This window comes from Mesorhizobium sp. B2-4-13 (assembly GCF_006658535.1).
Taxonomy (GTDB): domain Bacteria; phylum Pseudomonadota; class Alphaproteobacteria; order Rhizobiales; family Rhizobiaceae; genus Mesorhizobium; species Mesorhizobium australicum.
The window spans coordinates 362,476-378,126 of sequence record NZ_VFVB01000006.1 but is presented as its reverse complement, the minus strand read 5'-3'; the positions used below and the strand labels follow the sequence as shown (position 1 = coordinate 378,126).

At 63.4% G+C, this 15,651-nt stretch carries 16 protein-coding genes; 9 read left to right on the top strand and 7 right to left on the bottom strand.

Annotated features, from left to right (window positions below; all coding sequences use genetic code 11):
- The first annotated feature begins 28 nt into the window (after nucleotides 1–28).
- Nucleotides 29–2,983, top strand: coding sequence for a ribonuclease E/G (locus tag FJ936_RS19160; protein ID WP_140792541.1), 2,955 nt, complete (start codon nucleotides 29–31; stop codon nucleotides 2,981–2,983).
- 93 nt (nucleotides 2,984–3,076) lie between these two features.
- Here the strand turns inward: FJ936_RS19160 and FJ936_RS19155 are convergent, their stop codons facing one another.
- Both FJ936_RS19155 and FJ936_RS19150 read right to left on the bottom strand, forming a co-directional pair.
- Nucleotides 3,077–4,024, bottom strand: coding sequence for a glutaminase (locus tag FJ936_RS19155; RefSeq protein ID WP_015318033.1), 948 nt, complete (start codon nucleotides 4,022–4,024; stop codon nucleotides 3,077–3,079).
- Nucleotides 4,025–4,028: 4 nt separating this feature from the next.
- Nucleotides 4,029–5,177, bottom strand: coding sequence for an aminotransferase class I/II-fold pyridoxal phosphate-dependent enzyme (locus FJ936_RS19150; RefSeq protein ID WP_140792539.1), 1,149 nt, complete (start codon nucleotides 5,175–5,177; stop codon nucleotides 4,029–4,031).
- 147 nt (nucleotides 5,178–5,324) lie between these two features.
- Here FJ936_RS19150 and FJ936_RS19145 point away from each other — a divergent pair, with 147 nt between their 5' ends.
- The 6 genes from FJ936_RS19145 to aat all read left to right on the top strand — a co-directional run bounded on the left by FJ936_RS19145 (nucleotide 5,325) and on the right by aat (nucleotide 10,664).
- A complete protein-coding gene (locus FJ936_RS19145) occupies nucleotides 5,325–6,719 on the top strand; it encodes a M48 family metalloprotease (RefSeq protein ID WP_015318035.1) in 1,395 nt (464 codons plus the stop codon).
- Between the two features lie 69 nt (nucleotides 6,720–6,788).
- Entirely contained in the window at nucleotides 6,789–7,607 is an 819-nt protein-coding gene (locus FJ936_RS19140) for a DsbA family protein (protein ID WP_140792535.1), read from the top strand.
- A 145-nt stretch (nucleotides 7,608–7,752) separates the two neighbouring features.
- Nucleotides 7,753–8,187, top strand: coding sequence for a type II 3-dehydroquinate dehydratase (gene aroQ, locus FJ936_RS19135; protein WP_015318037.1), 435 nt, complete (start codon nucleotides 7,753–7,755; stop codon nucleotides 8,185–8,187).
- A gap of 26 nt (nucleotides 8,188–8,213) precedes the next feature.
- Entirely contained in the window at nucleotides 8,214–8,666 is a 453-nt protein-coding gene (accB, locus tag FJ936_RS19130; RefSeq protein ID WP_015318038.1) for an acetyl-CoA carboxylase biotin carboxyl carrier protein, read from the top strand.
- 10 nt (nucleotides 8,667–8,676) lie between these two features.
- Complete coding sequence (gene accC, locus FJ936_RS19125) at nucleotides 8,677–10,020, top strand: acetyl-CoA carboxylase biotin carboxylase subunit (RefSeq protein ID WP_015318039.1); 1,344 nt, start codon at nucleotides 8,677–8,679, stop codon at nucleotides 10,018–10,020.
- Between the two features lie 26 nt (nucleotides 10,021–10,046).
- The gene (aat, locus tag FJ936_RS19120; RefSeq protein WP_140616925.1) at nucleotides 10,047–10,664 is read left to right on the top strand and encodes a leucyl/phenylalanyl-tRNA--protein transferase; all 618 of its coding nucleotides are present in this window, start codon (nucleotides 10,047–10,049) and stop codon (nucleotides 10,662–10,664) included.
- Between the two features lie 9 nt (nucleotides 10,665–10,673).
- Here aat and FJ936_RS19115 read toward each other — a convergent pair whose 3' ends face one another.
- The 3 genes from FJ936_RS19115 to FJ936_RS19105 form a co-directional block, all read right to left on the bottom strand.
- Nucleotides 10,674–11,057, bottom strand: coding sequence for a hypothetical protein (locus tag FJ936_RS19115; RefSeq protein WP_140616926.1), 384 nt, complete (start codon nucleotides 11,055–11,057; stop codon nucleotides 10,674–10,676).
- A gap of 63 nt (nucleotides 11,058–11,120) precedes the next feature.
- A complete protein-coding gene (locus tag FJ936_RS19110) occupies nucleotides 11,121–11,717 on the bottom strand; it encodes a DUF2155 domain-containing protein (protein ID WP_140792533.1) in 597 nt (198 codons plus the stop codon).
- Nucleotides 11,718–11,855: 138 nt separating this feature from the next.
- Nucleotides 11,856–12,254 (bottom strand): NADH:ubiquinone oxidoreductase subunit NDUFA12, encoded by a 399-nt coding sequence (locus FJ936_RS19105; protein WP_015318043.1) that lies wholly within the window; start codon nucleotides 12,252–12,254, stop codon nucleotides 11,856–11,858.
- A gap of 229 nt (nucleotides 12,255–12,483) precedes the next feature.
- Between FJ936_RS19105 and panB the strand changes: the two genes are divergently transcribed.
- Nucleotides 12,484–13,326 carry a 3-methyl-2-oxobutanoate hydroxymethyltransferase gene (panB, locus tag FJ936_RS19100; RefSeq protein ID WP_015318044.1) on the top strand — a complete coding sequence of 281 codons (843 nt, stop codon included), beginning with the start codon at nucleotides 12,484–12,486 and terminating at the stop codon, nucleotides 13,324–13,326.
- Nucleotides 13,323–14,174, top strand: a complete 852-nt coding sequence (panC, locus tag FJ936_RS19095; RefSeq protein WP_140792531.1) for a pantoate--beta-alanine ligase — start codon at nucleotides 13,323–13,325, stop codon at nucleotides 14,172–14,174. Before panB ends, panC begins: the two co-directional genes overlap by 4 nt.
- A gap of 134 nt (nucleotides 14,175–14,308) precedes the next feature.
- On the opposite strand, the gene FJ936_RS19090 is transcribed toward panC, so the two are convergent.
- Both FJ936_RS19090 and FJ936_RS19085 read right to left on the bottom strand, forming a co-directional pair.
- Nucleotides 14,309–15,007, bottom strand: a complete 699-nt coding sequence (locus FJ936_RS19090; protein WP_015318046.1) for an AIM24 family protein — start codon at nucleotides 15,005–15,007, stop codon at nucleotides 14,309–14,311.
- A gap of 148 nt (nucleotides 15,008–15,155) precedes the next feature.
- Nucleotides 15,156–15,650, bottom strand: a complete 495-nt coding sequence (locus FJ936_RS19085; protein WP_140792530.1) for a GNAT family N-acetyltransferase — start codon at nucleotides 15,648–15,650, stop codon at nucleotides 15,156–15,158.
- Nucleotide 15,651: the final 1 nt, after the last annotated feature.

The following is a 15,651-nucleotide window of genomic DNA, read 5'->3' as shown; positions in this document are numbered from 1 at the left end:
CTGACGGCTGCCGGGAGGAAACGAAATAATGCCCAACAAAATGCTGATAGACGCCTCCCACCCGGAGGAAACACGCGTAGTCGTCGTACGCGGTAACCGTATCGAAGAATTCGACTTTGAATCCCAGGACAAGAAGCAGCTCAAAGGAAATATCTATCTCGCCCGTGTAACGCGCGTCGAACCTTCCCTTCAGGCAGCCTTTGTCGAATATGGCGGCAACCGTCACGGCTTTCTCGCCTTCAGTGAAATACACCCCGATTACTACCAGATTCCGGTCGCCGACCGTCAGGCACTGCTGCGCGCGGAAGCGCAGGAAGCCGAGGACGAAGAGAACGAGGACGGCGAAGGCGATGATCGCCAGAGCCGGGATCGTGGACGGCGCGGTCGCCGGCGCGGCGGCAAGCCCCGCGACCGTGGTGAAAACAGGCGCGATGCCGGCACGGCCGAATCCGGCGAGGCAAGCGAAGCCGCCGGCGAGGCAGACGAAAACAACGACAATGGGCCAGATGACAATGGGCCGGATGTTGTCGCCGAGAACATGGCTGACGTTTCCGGGACCACGGAACACGCATCCGACGCCTCGGAATACGCCGACGCATCCGAACAGGACGAGACTTCTTCCGAACAGGATAAAGGCGAGACCAACGACGGCCCCCCCAAGTCGATCGCCGCGTCCGTCGAAGGCGACGTGATTTCCGAGCCCATCCCGCAGGCGGAACAGGGCAGCGAAGCCACCTCCACCGACAATGATCGCGGCATGCTGGAGGAAGTATCCTCTTCCCATCCAGACGATCATGAGATCGAATCGGTCGGCGCCGAGGACGCGCTCGAGGAAGTGCGCAATCGCCGCAAGCCGGTGCGCCGCCAGTACAAGATCCAGGAAGTGATCAAGCGCCGGCAGATCCTGCTGGTGCAGGTCGTCAAGGAAGAGCGCGGCAACAAGGGCGCGGCGCTCACCACCTATCTGTCGCTCGCCGGCCGCTATTCCGTTCTGATGCCGAACACTGCGCGCGGCGGCGGCATTTCGCGCAAGATCACCAGCGCGGTCGACCGCAAGCGCCTCAAGGAGGTCGTCGCCGATCTCGAAGTGCCGCAAGGCATGGGCGTCATCCTGCGCACCGCAGGCGAGAGCCGCACCAAAGCCGAGATCAAGCGCGACTACGAATATCTGATGCGGCTGTGGGAGAACGTGCGCAACCTCACGCTCCAGTCCACGGCCCCTGCCCTCGTCTATGAGGAAGGCAGCCTGATCAAGCGCTCGGTGCGCGACCTCTACAACAAGGACATCGACGAGATTCTCGTCTCCGGCGAAGAGGGCTATCGCGAGGCCAAGGATTTCATGCGCATGCTGATGCCGAGCCACGCCAAGGTGGTTCAGCCGTTCCGCGACACGACGCCGATCTTCGTGCGCAACGGCATCGAGGCGCAGCTCGACCGCATGCTGCAACCGCAAGTGACGCTGAAGAGCGGCGGCTACATCATCATCAACCAGACCGAAGCGCTGGTCGCCATCGACGTCAATTCGGGCCGTTCCACCAAGGAGCACTCGATCGAGGACACCGCGCTCCACACCAATCTGGAAGCAGCCGAGGAAGTCGCCCGCCAGCTCAGGCTGCGCGACCTTGCCGGCCTGATCGTCATCGACTTCATCGACATGGAGGAGAACCGCAACAACCGCTCCGTCGAGAAGCGGCTGAAGGATCACCTCAAGAACGATCGTGCTCGCATCCAGGTCGGCCGCATCTCGCATTTCGGCCTGATGGAGATGTCGCGTCAGCGCATCCGCGCCAGCGTGCTGGAATCGACCATGAAGCCGTGCCCGCATTGCGGCGGCACCGGCCATGTCAGGTCCGATTCGTCGGTGGCGCTGATGGTGGTACGGGCAATCGAGGAGTTCCTGCTCAAGGACTCGCGAAGCCACATCACGGTGCGCACGCCGGCCGCGACCGCGCTCTACGTGCTCAACCACAAGCGCGGCACGCTGGTGGAACTGGAAAGCCGCTTCGGCCTGACGATCACCATCGAGGCAGACGATGCGGTCGGTGCCCAGCACTACGCGATCTTCCGCGGCGCGCTGGCCGAAAAGCCGGAAGGTTTCGTCGAGGTGCGCAGCCTGCCGGCCTATGTCGAGCCGGAAGAGCCCGAGGACGAGATCGTCGTCGCCGAGGAGGAGGACGAGGCGCCGGCCCAGGCCGAACAGCCGCGCCACGCCCAGCAGCCACAGCATCAGCAGCCCAAATCCGGCGAGGACGGCGAAGGCCGCGATCGCAAACGCCGCAAGCGCCGCAGGCGGCGTGGCGGCAAGGACCGCGACCGCGAGCATGGCGCCCCGACCGACGGCGCTTCCCTCGCCACGTCCGATGACGGTTTCTCCGCGTCGGAAGGCGCGGCGGACCATGGCGATGCCGAGGTAGACGACGAGGCTGCGGTCGCCGCAACCGGGACCGTCGAAACGGCGGAAGCGCCCGACGATGGCCAGGGCAAGAAGCGTCGACGCGGCAAGCGCGGCGGCAAGCGCAACCGTCGCGAAGACGGTGAAGGCGAGACCGAGGCGGAAGCCGGCGAAACGACCGAGCCCGCCGAAGCTGACGCTTCGGTAAGCGAGCCTGTGTCGATCGAGCCAGTGGCTGCCACCGCCGTCGAACAACCCGCGGCTACCGTGAGCGACGAGGTGCCAAGCACCGAGAAACCCAAGAAACCGCGTCGCGCAGCCAAGCCGAAGAAGGCGGCCGCCGAAGCCGTCGCCGAGGAGCCGACCGCGGAACTGGCCGTGCAGGCATCCGCCGAAACGCCAGCCACGGCATCGGACGAGGCAGCGGCCGCCGAGGAGACGCCGAAGGCCCGGCCATCGCGCCGCAAGGCGGCAGCCGCTGATACGCCTGTCGTACCGGTGGTTTCCTCGACCGTCGCCGATGAGCCTGAAGTCAAGACCGAAGAAAAGCCGAAGCGTGCCGGCTGGTGGCAGCGGAAAGGCTTTTTCTGAGCTTTTCAAATCGTTGAATTGAATCTTTGACAAAAAATCCCGCGCCGATCGAAATGAACGGCGCGGGATTTTTCTTATCGGCAGGTCACGTTTCTACGGCGCGAAGATCGACCAGTTCATCATCCTGGCGAGCTTTTCCAGCGCGATCGACCCCAGCTTGGAATTGCCGTTGGCGTTGAGGCCGGGCGACCAGACGGCGAGCGAGGCGACACCCGGCACGATGCCCAATATGCCGCCGCCGACGCCGCTCTTGCCGGGGATGCCGACGCGGAAAGCAAAATCGCCAGAGCCGTCATAGTGGCCGCAGGTCAGCATCATGGCGCCGATGCGCCGCGCCCGCTCCGCCGACACCACGGAATGCCCGGTCGCCGGGTTCTTGCCGCCATTGGCGAGGAAGCGGCCGGCCATTGCCAATTGCCGGCAGCTCATGGCAATGGCGCAATGGTGGAAGTAGACGCCCAGCGCCAGTTCCGGTGCATGATGGAGATTGCCGAAGGATTTCATGTAATTGGCGAGCGCGAAGTTGCGGTAGCCAGTGGCACGTTCGGAAGCCGCGACCTCGCGGTCGATGATGATCGTCTCGTCGTCGGCGAGGAACTGGATGAAGCGCAGTATCTCGCCGATCGCCTCGCGCGGCTGGTGACCGGCAAGCAGGATGTCGGAAATGACGATGGCACCGGCATTGATGAACGGATTGCGCGGAATGCCGTTCTCATGCTCGAGCTGGACAATCGAGTTGAACGGGTTGCCGGAGGGCTCGCGCCCCACCCGCTTCCACAGCGCATCGCCGACATTGCCGAGCGCCAGCGTCAGCGTGAACACCTTCGAGATGCTCTGGATCGAAAACGCCTGGTCGGCATCGCCGGCCACGAGCGTGCGGCCATCATTGGTAACGGCCGCGATGCCGAATTTCTTCGGGTCGACCTTGCCCAGTTGGGGAATATAGGTCGCCACATCGCCGCGATCGGTGCGTTCCGCCATTTCCGCCGCGACTTCCGCCAATGCTTGATCAAGTTTGGGGGCCTGTTCGACTTCCGGCATGACGCTACCTCAACCAGCGTTCGATGTGCGCCATCGCCTCGACCATGTCGTCGTGGCTGCCAGCATAGGAAAACCGCATCGTGAGATGCCCCGCCCTGGTGTCGAAATCGCGGCCGGGTGTCGCTGCAACATGCGCCTCGGCCAGCATCCTGCGGGCGAAGACCATGCTGTCATTGCTGTGCCGGGTGACATCGCAAAAGGCATAGAAGGCGCCATCCATGGGCGCCGCCAGGGGAAAACCCAGCTCCGGCAAACGCTTCATCAAGAGCTCGCGATTCCAGGCATAGCGTCCCTTCACCGCCTCCAGTTCCTCGGTTGCGGCAAAAGCCTCGATCGCCGCAATCTGCGACAGCTCCGGCGGCGAGATGTAGAGGCTCTGGGCGATGCGCTCGACCGGCCGCACGAGTTCTTCCGGCAAAACCATCCAGCCGATGCGCCAGCCGGTCATGCAGTAGTATTTCGAGAAGGAGTTGATAACCGTCACGCTGCCGCTGAAGGCGAGTGCCGTGGTGTCGGGGGCGCCATAGGCCAGCCGATGGTAGATCTCATCGGAAATGACGGCGATGCCGAGCGATTCCGCCGTGGCGACCAGCGTCGCCAGTTCGTCGACTGGGATGACGGCGCCCGTCGGATTGGCCGGACTTGCAAACAGCACGCCCTTCAGCGGCGCCTCGCGATGCGCGGCTTCCAGATGGCTAGCATGCAGATAAGCCGCGTCGCCGAGCTCGATTTCGACCACGTCGATGCCAAGGGCTGCCATGATGTTGCGATAGGCGGGGTAGCCGGGCGCGGCGATGGCGACCCGGTCGCCCGGGTCGAACATCGCCAGGAAGGCGAGATTGAAGGCCGCCGACGATCCGGTGGTCACCGCGATCCGGCCGGGGTCGACATCGAGGCCATAATGATCCGCGTAATGCCCGGCGATCGCCTTGCGCAGCGGGGCCAGACCCAAGGTGTCGGTATAGCCTATGCGTCCAACCTCCAGCGCCTTGGCGGCGGCGGCGCGAACCCGAGCCGGCGCTGGATCGGATGGCTGGCCGACCGCCATGGAGATCACCGGCACGCCCTGAGCCCTCAGCCGGTTCGCTTCGGCCAGCACATCCATGGCGTGGAACGGCTCGACATTGCCGCGATGGGAGAGCGAAACGACCATTTTTACCCCTGTCCCCAGGATTGAGCGCGCCAGGTCCTGACGCATGCGCCGCACAAATGCCCGATTGATGTGAGGATCACAAGTTGAGGAAGTTTTTCAGGCGCCGACTTTTCATCTTTCGCCCGCTCGTCTACCAGTGGACACATTATGTTGAGCCGACCCAGATCGACGATTGCCCGGGCAGCGCGTGTATTCGCAACGGTTTCGCTTGCCGCCGCGGTTGCGGTTGCGGGTTCGCAGACCGCCTTCGCCCAAGGCGTGCCAGTGGTCCGCGACGCCGAGATCGAAGCCCTGGTGCGCGATTATGCACGGCCGATCTTCAGGGCCGCCGGGCTGGCGAATGACGGCATCGACATCGTGCTGGTCAACGATTCCAGCTTCAACGCCTTCGTCACCGGGCGCCGGTTGTTCATCAACACCGGCGCGTTGATGACGGCTGAGACGCCGAACGAAATCATCGGCGTCATCGCACACGAAGCCGGGCATATCGCCGGCGGCCACCAGCAGAAGCTGCGCGACCAGCTCGAACGCGCCAAGACCATGGCCATCATCGCCACCTTGCTCGGTGCCGGCGCGATCGTTGCCGGTGCGACCACGAACAGCCGCGGCCTTGCCGGCGCCGGCATGGGCGTGGCGGCCGGCGGCGGCGAGATGGCGCAGCGCAGCATCCTCGCTTACCAGCGCACCGAGGAAATCACGGCCGACCGCTCGGCCATCACCTATCTCAATGCCACCGGCCAGTCCGGCATGGGCATGCTGAAGACCTTCCACCGCTTCCAGACCGCGCTGTCGCTGTCGGGCGCGCAGGTCGATCCCTACCGGATCAGCCACCCGATGCCGCAGGACCGCATCGCCAACCTCGAGGTGCTGGTCAAACAGAGCCCCAATGTCGACAAGATCGACGCGCCGGCACTGCAGCAGCGCCACGACATGATGCGGGTGAAGATTGCCGTCTACATGGAAGGCCAGGCCGCCGCGACGCGGCTGATGCAAAAGATGCGGGGCAGCATGGCGGCGCTGTATGGCGATGCCCAGTCGGCCTATCTCTACGGCAACATCGCCGCGGCGCTCACCAAGACCAACGCCCTGATCAAGGCGCAGCCCAAGAATGCCTACTTCCAGGAGCTGCTCGGCGATATTCTGATGAAAGCCAACAAGCCCGCGGATGCTGCCGACGCTTATTCCAAAGCGGTCAGCCTCGACCCGGCACGGTCCGGCCTGCTGCCTGTCTCGCTTGGCCAGGCGCTGATGGCGGTCGGCACGCCAGACTCGCTGAAGAAAGCTGTCGTGCAGATCAACAATGGCCTGGGCCGCGACAAGGAAAACTCCACCGGATATCGTTATCTGGCGCAGGCTTACGGGGAGCTGGGAGACATACCGGGCGCGGAGCTTGCCACCGCCGAAGGCCATTTCTATTCCGGCAACTACAAGGATGCCAAGATCTTCGCCATGCGGGCGCAACAGCAGATGAAGCGCGGCGAGCCGCGCTGGATACGCGCCCAGGACATCATAAACTACAAATCGTCAGGCAAGAGCCAGTAATCTCATGAACCTTCCGGCCGCGTGCTGCGACACAGCTAGACCGGAAAACAGGCAGAAGGAACGACAACGATGAAAAAGGCACTGCTGCTGGGCACCACGGGGGTTGCGGTCGCCCTTGCCATGCTGGCTTTCGGTTTTGTGGCCGGCAGTCCGCAGGTTGCGAAGGCCGGAACGGCACAGGCTGTCCAGACGGCTCAGCCTGTCCAGACGGCGGCCGATACCAAAATCGACCGCACCGAGGTCGAGGGAATCATCCGCGACTATCTCCTGAAGAATCCGGAAGTGCTGCTGGAAGTGCAGGACGCGCTCGAGGCCAAGCAGAAGGAGGAACAGCGGCTCGCGGCACTGGGCGTCATCAAGAACGCCAAGGACCAGATCTTCAATTCCACCTTCGACGGCGTCGTCGGCAACCCGAACGGCAAGGTCACGATCGTCGAGTTCTACGACTACAATTGCGGCTTCTGCAAACGCGCCATCGAGGACATGCGGGCGCTTACCAAGTCCGATCCGGACCTGCGTTTCGTGCTCAAGGAATTCCCGATCCTCGGCCCGGATTCGCAGAAGGCGAGCGTCGTCTCGATGGCGTTTCACCTGATGATGCCGGAGAAATACGGCGAGTTCCACAATGCGCTGCTCGGCGGCCAGGGGCGCGCCACCGAGGCAACCGCGATCAAGATCGCGCTTTCGCTCGGCGCCGACGAGGCGACATTGCACGAGAAGATGAAGGACCCATCGATCACCGAGGCCTTCACCAAAACTTACGATCTTGCCAACAAACTGCAGATCACCGGAACCCCGTCCTACGTCGTCGGCAACGAGGTCGTGTTCGGGGCGCTCGGGCAGGAAGTGCTTGCCGAAAAGATCGAGGCGGCGAAAGCCGCGCTTTGAGCGGCAAGCGGTTTTCTTCACGGGCGCATTTCGGCCTGTTGTGGACAGTGAAAGAACGCACTTGCGCTCTTTCCGCGGGCGACTATGCCCGGTATAGAGGCCCAGCGCGCCGGCTTGATGCCGGCGCCGGAAAAGGTCGGTTTTTTTGAAAACGGTTTTTGTCCTGAACGGTCCCAATCTCAACGCACTCGGCAAGCGCGAGCCGGGCATCTATGGCGGCAAGACGCTTGCCGCCATCGCTGACGACTGCAAGCAGGCAGGTGCGTCGCTTGGGATCGAGATCGATTTCCGTCAGTCGAACCATGAGGGCGATCTCGTCGACTGGATCCAGGAGGCCGGCGACAAAGCCGCCGGCATCGTCATCAACCCAGGCGCCTATAGCCATACCTCGATCGCAATCCACGACGCCATCCGTTCGATCGCGCCATTGCCGGTTGCCGAAGTTCACCTTTCCAACATTCACGCGCGGGAACCGTTCCGCCACGTCTCCATGGTCGCGCCGGTCGCTGTCGGCATGATCTGTGGCTTTGGGCCGCTCGGCTACACGCTGGCGCTGCAAGCGCTCGCCGCACGCCTGTGACCGGCCAACAAACAGAAGGCTCGAAAATGTCGATAAAGAAGACCGGTGTTGACCAGCAACTGATCCGCGATCTGGCGGGCATACTGAACGACACCAACCTGACAGAGATCGAGGTGGAACTCGGCGACCTGAAGGTACGGGTGTCGCGGCAGGCGCCCGCCGTTCACGCGATTGCGGCCCCGCAGCCCACCTATGCACCAACGGCAACCCAGCCCGCGGCCGCCCCGGCGGCGGTCGACGTGTCGAAAAACGCGGTGACCTCGCCCATGGTCGGCACCGCCTATCTGGCGCCGTCGCCGGACGCAAAGCCGTTCATCGAGGTCGGCCAGAAGATCAAGGAAGGCCAGACGCTGCTGATCATCGAGGCGATGAAGACGATGAACCAGATCCCCTCGCCGCGCGCGGGCACGGTGACGGCGATCCTGTTCGAGGACGCGACGCCGGTGGAATACGGCATGCCGCTCGTCGTGATCGAGTAGAGCGGACCTGATGTTCCAGAAGATCCTCATCGCCAATCGCGGCGAAATCGCGCTCCGGGTGCTGCGCGCCTGCAAGGAGCTTGGCATCCAGACGGTGGTGGTGCATTCGACCGCCGACGCTGACGCCATGCATGTCAGGCTCGCCGACGAAAGCGTGTGCATCGGTCCGCCGCCGTCGCGCGACAGCTATCTCAACATCCACCAGATCGTCGCGGCCTGTGAGATCACCGGCGCCGACGCCGTGCATCCGGGCTATGGCTTCCTGTCGGAGAACGCCAAGTTCGCCGACATTTTGGCGGCGCACAACATCACCTTCATCGGCCCGTCCGGCGACCACATCCGCATCATGGGCGACAAGATCGAGGCCAAGCGCACGGCAAAACGCCTCGGCATTCCGGTTGTGCCCGGTTCCGACGGTGCGGTGACCGAGGAAAAAGAAGCCAGGCGCATCGCCGCCGAGATTGGCTATCCCGTCATCATCAAGGCGTCGGCCGGCGGCGGCGGACGCGGCATGAAAGTAGCGCATACGGAGGCAGACCTCGAAATCGCACTGCAGACGGCACGCTCGGAAGCGGGCGCGGCCTTCGGCGACGACGCGGTCTACATCGAGAAATACCTGGAGAAACCGCGCCACATCGAGGTGCAGGTGTTTGGCGACGGCTTCGGCGGCGGCGTGCATTTCGGCGAGCGCGACTGCTCGCTGCAGCGGCGCCACCAGAAAGTCTGGGAAGAGGCCAATTCGCCGGCGCTCAACGCCGAGGAGCGGTCCCGCATCGGCGGTATCTGCGCCAAGGCGATCGCCGATCTCGGCTATTCGGGCGCCGGCACCATCGAGTTCCTGTACGAGAACGGCGAGTTCTATTTCATCGAGATGAACACGCGCCTGCAGGTCGAGCATCCGGTGACGGAAGCGATCACCGGCATCGATCTGGTCCACGAGCAGATCCGCGTCGCGTCCGGCGGCGGCCTTTCGGTCAAGCAGGAAGACATCAAGTTCAACGGCCACGCCATCGAATGCCGTATCAACGCCGAGGATCCCCGCACTTTCACCCCCTCGCCCGGCACGATCACGCATTTTCACACGCCGGGCGGCCTCGGCATCCGCGTCGATTCCGGCGTCTATTCGGGCTACAAGATCCCACCCTACTATGACAGCCTGATCGGCAAGCTGATCGTGCATGGCCGCAACCGCGTCGAATGCATGATGCGGCTGCGGCGGGCACTCGACGAATTCGTCGTCGACGGGATCAAGACGACGTTGCCACTGTTTCGCGATCTCGTCGGCAATGCCGACATCGCCAATGGCGACTACGACATCCACTGGCTGGAAAAATATCTGGCCAAGGGCGAATAGCCTCAACTTGCCGCTATAATGACGCGATGACCCGTCCCTACGCGCCAGGCTATCGCATCCCAACCGACCTTCTGCTCAAGGCATACGCCTCGGGCGTCTTCCCCATGGCCGAAAGTGCTGGTGACCCAGAAGTCTTCTGGGTGCGGCCGGAGACGCGCGGCATCATCCCGCTCGATGATTTTCACACCCCCAAAAGCCTGAAGAAGACGATCCGCAGGCACCTGTTCGAAATCCGTTTCGATTTCGATTTCGAGGCGACGATCGATGGCTGCGCCGAAAAGCGTGAGGAGCGCCGCTCTACCTGGATCAATGCGCCGATCCGCGAAGCCTATGTGCAACTGCACCGCATGGGTCATTGCCACTCGGTCGAGGCCTGGCGCGAGGGGCGTATGGTCGGCGGCCTCTATGGCGTCTCGCTCGGGCGGGTGTTCTTCGGCGAAAGCATGTTTTCCAAAGAGACGGACGCGTCGAAGACCTGCCTAGTGCATCTCGTCGAGCGCCTGAAGGCACGCGGCTTCGCGCTGCTCGATACGCAGTTCACGACAGAGCACCTCAAGCGTTTCGGCGCGGTCGACGTGCCGCGCGGCAAATACGAAAAGATGCTGGCAGACGCGCTAAAAGGCGAAGCGGTCTTTTTTCCGTAGGATCAGGCCCTACTTGGGCGACGCCTCGATCGGCGTCTGCGCATGGAACATCATCTTCCAGCCATTGACGCGATGGACGTAGCCGGTGCTGACCAGCGCCGCATAGGGCTCGCCATTTTCGCGCGTCGCATGCGCTTCATAGGTCAGCATGACGATATCGCTGCCGGGTTCGATTATTCCCTTGAGTTCGATGTCGAGGTCGCGCCAGCGGTTGGGTTTGGCTGCGGTCTTGGCCAGATCGGCATTGTCCATGGCCTGTGCCATCTGTGGAAACGCCACAAGGCATTCGGTGTCGACATTGGCAGCATAGTAGGCAGTGTCGCCCGTCCAGAACCCCTTTTCGAGCTCCAGCAACTCGGCCTTGTTGGCCATGATCCGCTTGCTGTCCGACATTGGCGTATCCTCAACGCGCGTGGTGGTGGTCCAACGCGCGCCAGCCATGGCGGTTCCAAGAGATCAGTTGGTGTCCGTCGTAGCCGGTTCCACGGCGTCGTCGGGCTGTGCCGCGTCGGGAGCGACCGGGGGCTTTGGCTTGGTCGCGTCTGGCTTCGACGCGTCGGCTTTCGCCCCATCGGCCTTGGTCGAGCCACTCTTGCCAGCATCGGGCGCCGGCACATCCGACTTCTGCTTGCATTCCTTCAGCCAGACGTCATAGACGGCATGTTCGACGGCGTTGAGCCCCGGACTTTCCGCAAACATCCAACCGGTGAAGATACGGCGGATCTTGCGGTCGAGCGTGATCTCGTCGACCTCGACGAAAGAATCGGTTTTCGGCTGTTCGTTCTGCGGCCGGGAATAGCAGACGCGCGGCGTTACCTGCAGGGCGCCGAACTGCACCGTCTCGTCGATATAGACATCGAAGGTGATGATGCGGCCGGTGATCTTGTCGATGCCGGCGAACTCGGCGACCGGGTTGGTGATGCGATCCGATCCCGCGGGCGCCGCCGGCGCCGGGGCGGCGGGCGCGGGTGAAGCCGCAAAGGCGATGGTGCTGACGGCGAGGCTGGCTGCTAACGTCAGGCCGCCCGTCGATATCGGGTTGAAAAAGCTCATGCAGGGGTACCGGTGGTTCGCGCCCAGGTGATTCCGTCGATCGCCAAGGCTAGTCGCCGTTTTCTGATCAGCAAGCAGCTAAACACCAATTGTGGCGATAAAGGACCGGCCTGCACCTTACCTTTGCAACTCGCGCCGTTACGAGCCCGGCGTCCAGGCGTCGTAGTCGCCGGTGACCTGCGGGCGGTGTTGATTGGTCAGCACCGAGCCCTTCGGACGATAGGCCGATGGCGTGCCGGTCAGATTGGGTAAATGCGGCTTTTGCCAGTCGCGCGGCCGGTAGTCATCGCTGGGGGGAGCGATATCGACACGATGGTGAATCCAGCCGTGCCAGCCCGGCGGAATGGCCGAAGCTTCCGAATAGTTGCGGTAGATGACCCAGCGACGCGTGCGGCCTTCCGAATCGATACCGCCTTCGTAATAGACATTGCCGGCCTCGTCCTGGCCGACCCTCTTGCCGTAGCGCCATGTGTGCAGGCGCGTTCCCAGCGTCTGGCTGTTCCACCAGGTGAAAAACTGCGTCAGGAAAGTCTTCATCTCAGAACCCTCGCGCTGGCGGCGCCCGTTTCCTGCTTATGGCGTCAGGCCTTCGGGAAGGCAAGGGTTTTGCCACGAGGAGCGCGCAAATGGCGCGCCAGGGACCCGACACCAGCCTGTGATCCCCCGGGGGTGACCGGATGCGCGCTTGCCAAGCCTTGCCGCTCTTTCTAAAGCTCTGCGCGCCCATGCGAAAATCCTGTCCCGCTGGGGCCGAAGGAGGCGACGATTGGCCACGCAATTGCCGACCACCGATATTCGCGTCGGCGCCGACCTGATTCGCCGCCGCAAGGGCGGCACACCGATCGTCTGCCTCACCGCCTACACCTATCCGATCGCCCGCCTGCTCGATCCCCATGTCGACCTGCTCCTGGTCGGCGACAGCGTCGCCATGGTCGTGCATGGCCACGAGACGACGCTGGGCGCCTCGCTGGAGATGATGATCGCGCACGGCCAAGCCGTGATGAGGGGCTCGGCCCGGGCCTGCGTGGTCGTCGACATGCCGGCCGGCAGCTATGAGGGGTCCGCCGTGCAAGCCCTGGCCTCGGCACGGCGCATCGTCGGCGAGACCGGCTGCCAGGCGGTGAAGCTCGAAGGCGGCGTCGACATGGCTCGTCAGATTGCCGCGATCGTGGCCGCCGATATCCCGGTCATGGGCCATATCGGCCTGCAGCCTCAATCGGTGAAAAAGGATGGCGGCTACAAGATCAAGGGCCGCACGGACGAGACTGTAGCCGCCCTGATCGCCGACGCGCTGGCGGTCGAGAAGGCCGGCGCGTTCTCGGTGGTCATCGAAGGCACGATCGAGACGGTCGCCGCCGACATCACCCGCCGCATAGCCATTCCAACCATCGGCATCGGCGCCAGCGACGATTGCGACGGCCAGATCCTGGTCGTCGACGACATGGTCGGGCTGACGGTCGACCGCGTGCCGAAATTCGTCAAGCAATACGCCGACCTGCGCAGCGTGATCACGCATGCCGCGGAGCGCTACGCATCGGAGGTGCGGGATCGCGTTTTCCCCGGGCCCGCCCACGTCTTTTCAAAAACCAACGGCGGGGATGACGCGTGAGCCGGCCCCACGTCGTCGATAGCGTTGCCGCGCTTCGCGCGCGAATCCGCGACTGGCGACGCGACGGACAACGCATCGCCATGGTGCCGACCATGGGCGCCTTGCATGACGGGCATCTTTCGCTGGTCAAGATCGCCCTCGAAAGGGCTGATCGTTGCGTGGTGTCGATCTTCGTCAACCCGACGCAGTTCGCACCGACCGAGGATCTCGACAAGTACCCGCGCCAGTTGGCCCGCGACCTCGACATGCTGGCCGCGGCCAAAGCCGACCTTGCCTTCACGCCCGGTGTCAGCGAGATGTATCGCGCAGGCTTTGCCACGAAGATCTCGGTAGGCGGCCCGTCAGCCGGGCTCGAAACGGACTTTCGCCCCACCTTTTTCGACGGCGTCGCCACAGTGGTGGCCAAGCTTCTCCTGCAGGCCGCACCCGACTTCGCCATCTTTGGCGAAAAGGATTACCAGCAGCTTTGCGTCGTCAGGCAGCTTTGCCGCGACCTCGACCTGCCCGTCGAGATCATCGGCGCGCCGACCATACGCGACGCGCATGGCCTCGCCATGTCGTCACGCAACGCCTATCTCGATGAAGCCGACCTCCAGATCGCTCGCCAATTCAACGTCATTCTGCGCAAGGCAGCTGCCGCGCTGGCGGCGGGCGCAGGACAGGAGGAAACGATCGCCGAAGCAAGCCGCGTCTTGGTCGCGACCGGCTTCCAGAAGGTGGATTATGTCGAGGCCCGCGAAAGCCTGACACTCACGCCATGGCGGCGCGACCGCGCGGGCCGCGTTCTCGCCGCCGCCTGGCTGGGAAAAACCAGGCTGATCGACAATGTGGAAGTTCCCGCCGCCTGATCGGCGTTGGCATTCTCAATCAAGGTCGAAGGCTCGCCCTGCCGATGCCATGGCACGGGGAGCCTATCCGCTGATAAGTCACCGCCGCGTTCGCGCTGGCCAGGCTTTCATCCGTCTGGCTTCTGGCTCCCAGCCTATTCCTCGGTCGGCATATGCAGGTACATCGACTGGATGCCGACCCTGCCCGGCCCGGTGAAGCGGTTGACGATGAAATTCAAGTTGGCACCGAAGAAGCCGCTCGACAGCCGGTCGATCTTGGTCTCCATCCTGACCGAGGCATCCTTGAACAGCCAGCCGCCGGGCTCGATGTCTATGATCTCGCCCGGAGCGAGCGTCTTTTCAAAAACGTTGCCATAGCCGTGCAGCCAGACGATGCCGTCACCGGTATCGCCGCGAAACCGGTCGATGAAGAAGCCGCTCTGGCCGAACAGCATCGTCGCCAGGCCGCGTACACGCTCGAACGTGTAGTCGACATTGCTGGTGGCGGCTAGAAACTGGTGCTCGCGGACCTGGATCTCCTCGCCTCGCCGCAGGTGAATCGGCACGATGTGACCCGGCCCATCACGGCTGAAGGCGATGATGCCCGCCCCCGACGCCTCGGTGACGAAGATCTGCATGCCGGCCATCATGCGCTTCAGCGCGCCCTTCAGCGATTTCAGGCCGATGGTGATTGTGGAATTCTTCCACAGCAGGATGTGGTGCTCGAAATAGACAGGCATCCGCGTCACATCGACGGAAAGCACGGGCACCAGTTCGCCCGCTATGTGATAGGTGACGCCACCAAAGGTTTCATCCGACACCTCGGTCGGCATCAGTTCCGGCAGACTTGGCATGGTTCCCCCCAAAGCCATCCTTGTGTCGGTTTATTCCGGCTTCACACGGGTCGGCCTAGGCAGCTTTGGTGCCGGACACCAGGGCCGTCAAACGAAAACAGATCCCGCGACGCGCGCTCGCGCGAAGGTGATCACGCCGCCACGGTGCTCAGGCGGCAAGTACCCGTTCATAGATCAGCGCCGGGATGGCAGAGCTGGCGGAGCCGCAATTCTCGGTGCGGCCGATCTGGACGAAGCCGTTGGCCTGATAAAAGGCAACGGCGCGGGTGTTCTTCTCTTCCACTTCGAGCCGAATGCGGTGAGCTTCCGGAAAACTCTCGATGATCTCGTCGAGGAGCATGCCGCCGATACCGCGGCCCTGCAGCGAGGGAAGCACGTAGATCTGCCTGAGCATGACCACGCCGCCGCCATCGACGGCTTCGGCAAACGCCATGCCGCCAATGCGCTTGCCGTCATCGGCAACGAGGAACTCGCTGTTCGGCTTTGCCAGCCTGGCCTTCAACGAGGCGATGGAGTGCCATTCATTGGTGATTTCGGTGACCCGCTCAGCGCCATAGATGGCGTCATACGTCGCATGCCAGGTCTCGACGAGCAACGCCCGGACGGCTGCGAGGTCGCGATCCCCGGCGGTGCGAACGAACATG

What these genes read in the sequence shown, in the direction of transcription:
- FJ936_RS19160 (WP_140792541.1), top strand. Translation starts at nt 29, where the DNA reads ATGCCCAACAAAATGCTGATAGACGCCTCCCACCCGGAGGAAACACGC.
- FJ936_RS19155 (WP_015318033.1), bottom strand. Translation starts at nt 4,024, where the DNA reads ATGCCGGAAGTCGAACAGGCCCCCAAACTTGATCAAGCATTGGCGGAA.
- FJ936_RS19150 (WP_140792539.1), bottom strand. Translation starts at nt 5,177, where the DNA reads ATGGTCGTTTCGCTCTCCCATCGCGGCAATGTCGAGCCGTTCCACGCC.
- FJ936_RS19145 (WP_015318035.1), top strand. Translation starts at nt 5,325, where the DNA reads ATGTTGAGCCGACCCAGATCGACGATTGCCCGGGCAGCGCGTGTATTC.
- FJ936_RS19140 (WP_140792535.1), top strand. Translation starts at nt 6,789, where the DNA reads ATGAAAAAGGCACTGCTGCTGGGCACCACGGGGGTTGCGGTCGCCCTT.
- accB (WP_015318038.1), top strand. Translation starts at nt 8,214, where the DNA reads ATGTCGATAAAGAAGACCGGTGTTGACCAGCAACTGATCCGCGATCTG.
- accC (WP_015318039.1), top strand. Translation starts at nt 8,677, where the DNA reads ATGTTCCAGAAGATCCTCATCGCCAATCGCGGCGAAATCGCGCTCCGG.
- aat (WP_140616925.1), top strand. Translation starts at nt 10,047, where the DNA reads ATGACCCGTCCCTACGCGCCAGGCTATCGCATCCCAACCGACCTTCTG.
- FJ936_RS19115 (WP_140616926.1), bottom strand. Translation starts at nt 11,057, where the DNA reads ATGTCGGACAGCAAGCGGATCATGGCCAACAAGGCCGAGTTGCTGGAG.
- FJ936_RS19110 (WP_140792533.1), bottom strand. Translation starts at nt 11,717, where the DNA reads ATGAGCTTTTTCAACCCGATATCGACGGGCGGCCTGACGTTAGCAGCC.
- FJ936_RS19105 (WP_015318043.1), bottom strand. Translation starts at nt 12,254, where the DNA reads ATGAAGACTTTCCTGACGCAGTTTTTCACCTGGTGGAACAGCCAGACG.
- FJ936_RS19090 (WP_015318046.1), bottom strand. Translation starts at nt 15,007, where the DNA reads ATGCCAAGTCTGCCGGAACTGATGCCGACCGAGGTGTCGGATGAAACC.
- FJ936_RS19085 (WP_140792530.1), bottom strand. Translation starts at nt 15,650, where the DNA reads ATGTTCGTTCGCACCGCCGGGGATCGCGACCTCGCAGCCGTCCGGGCG.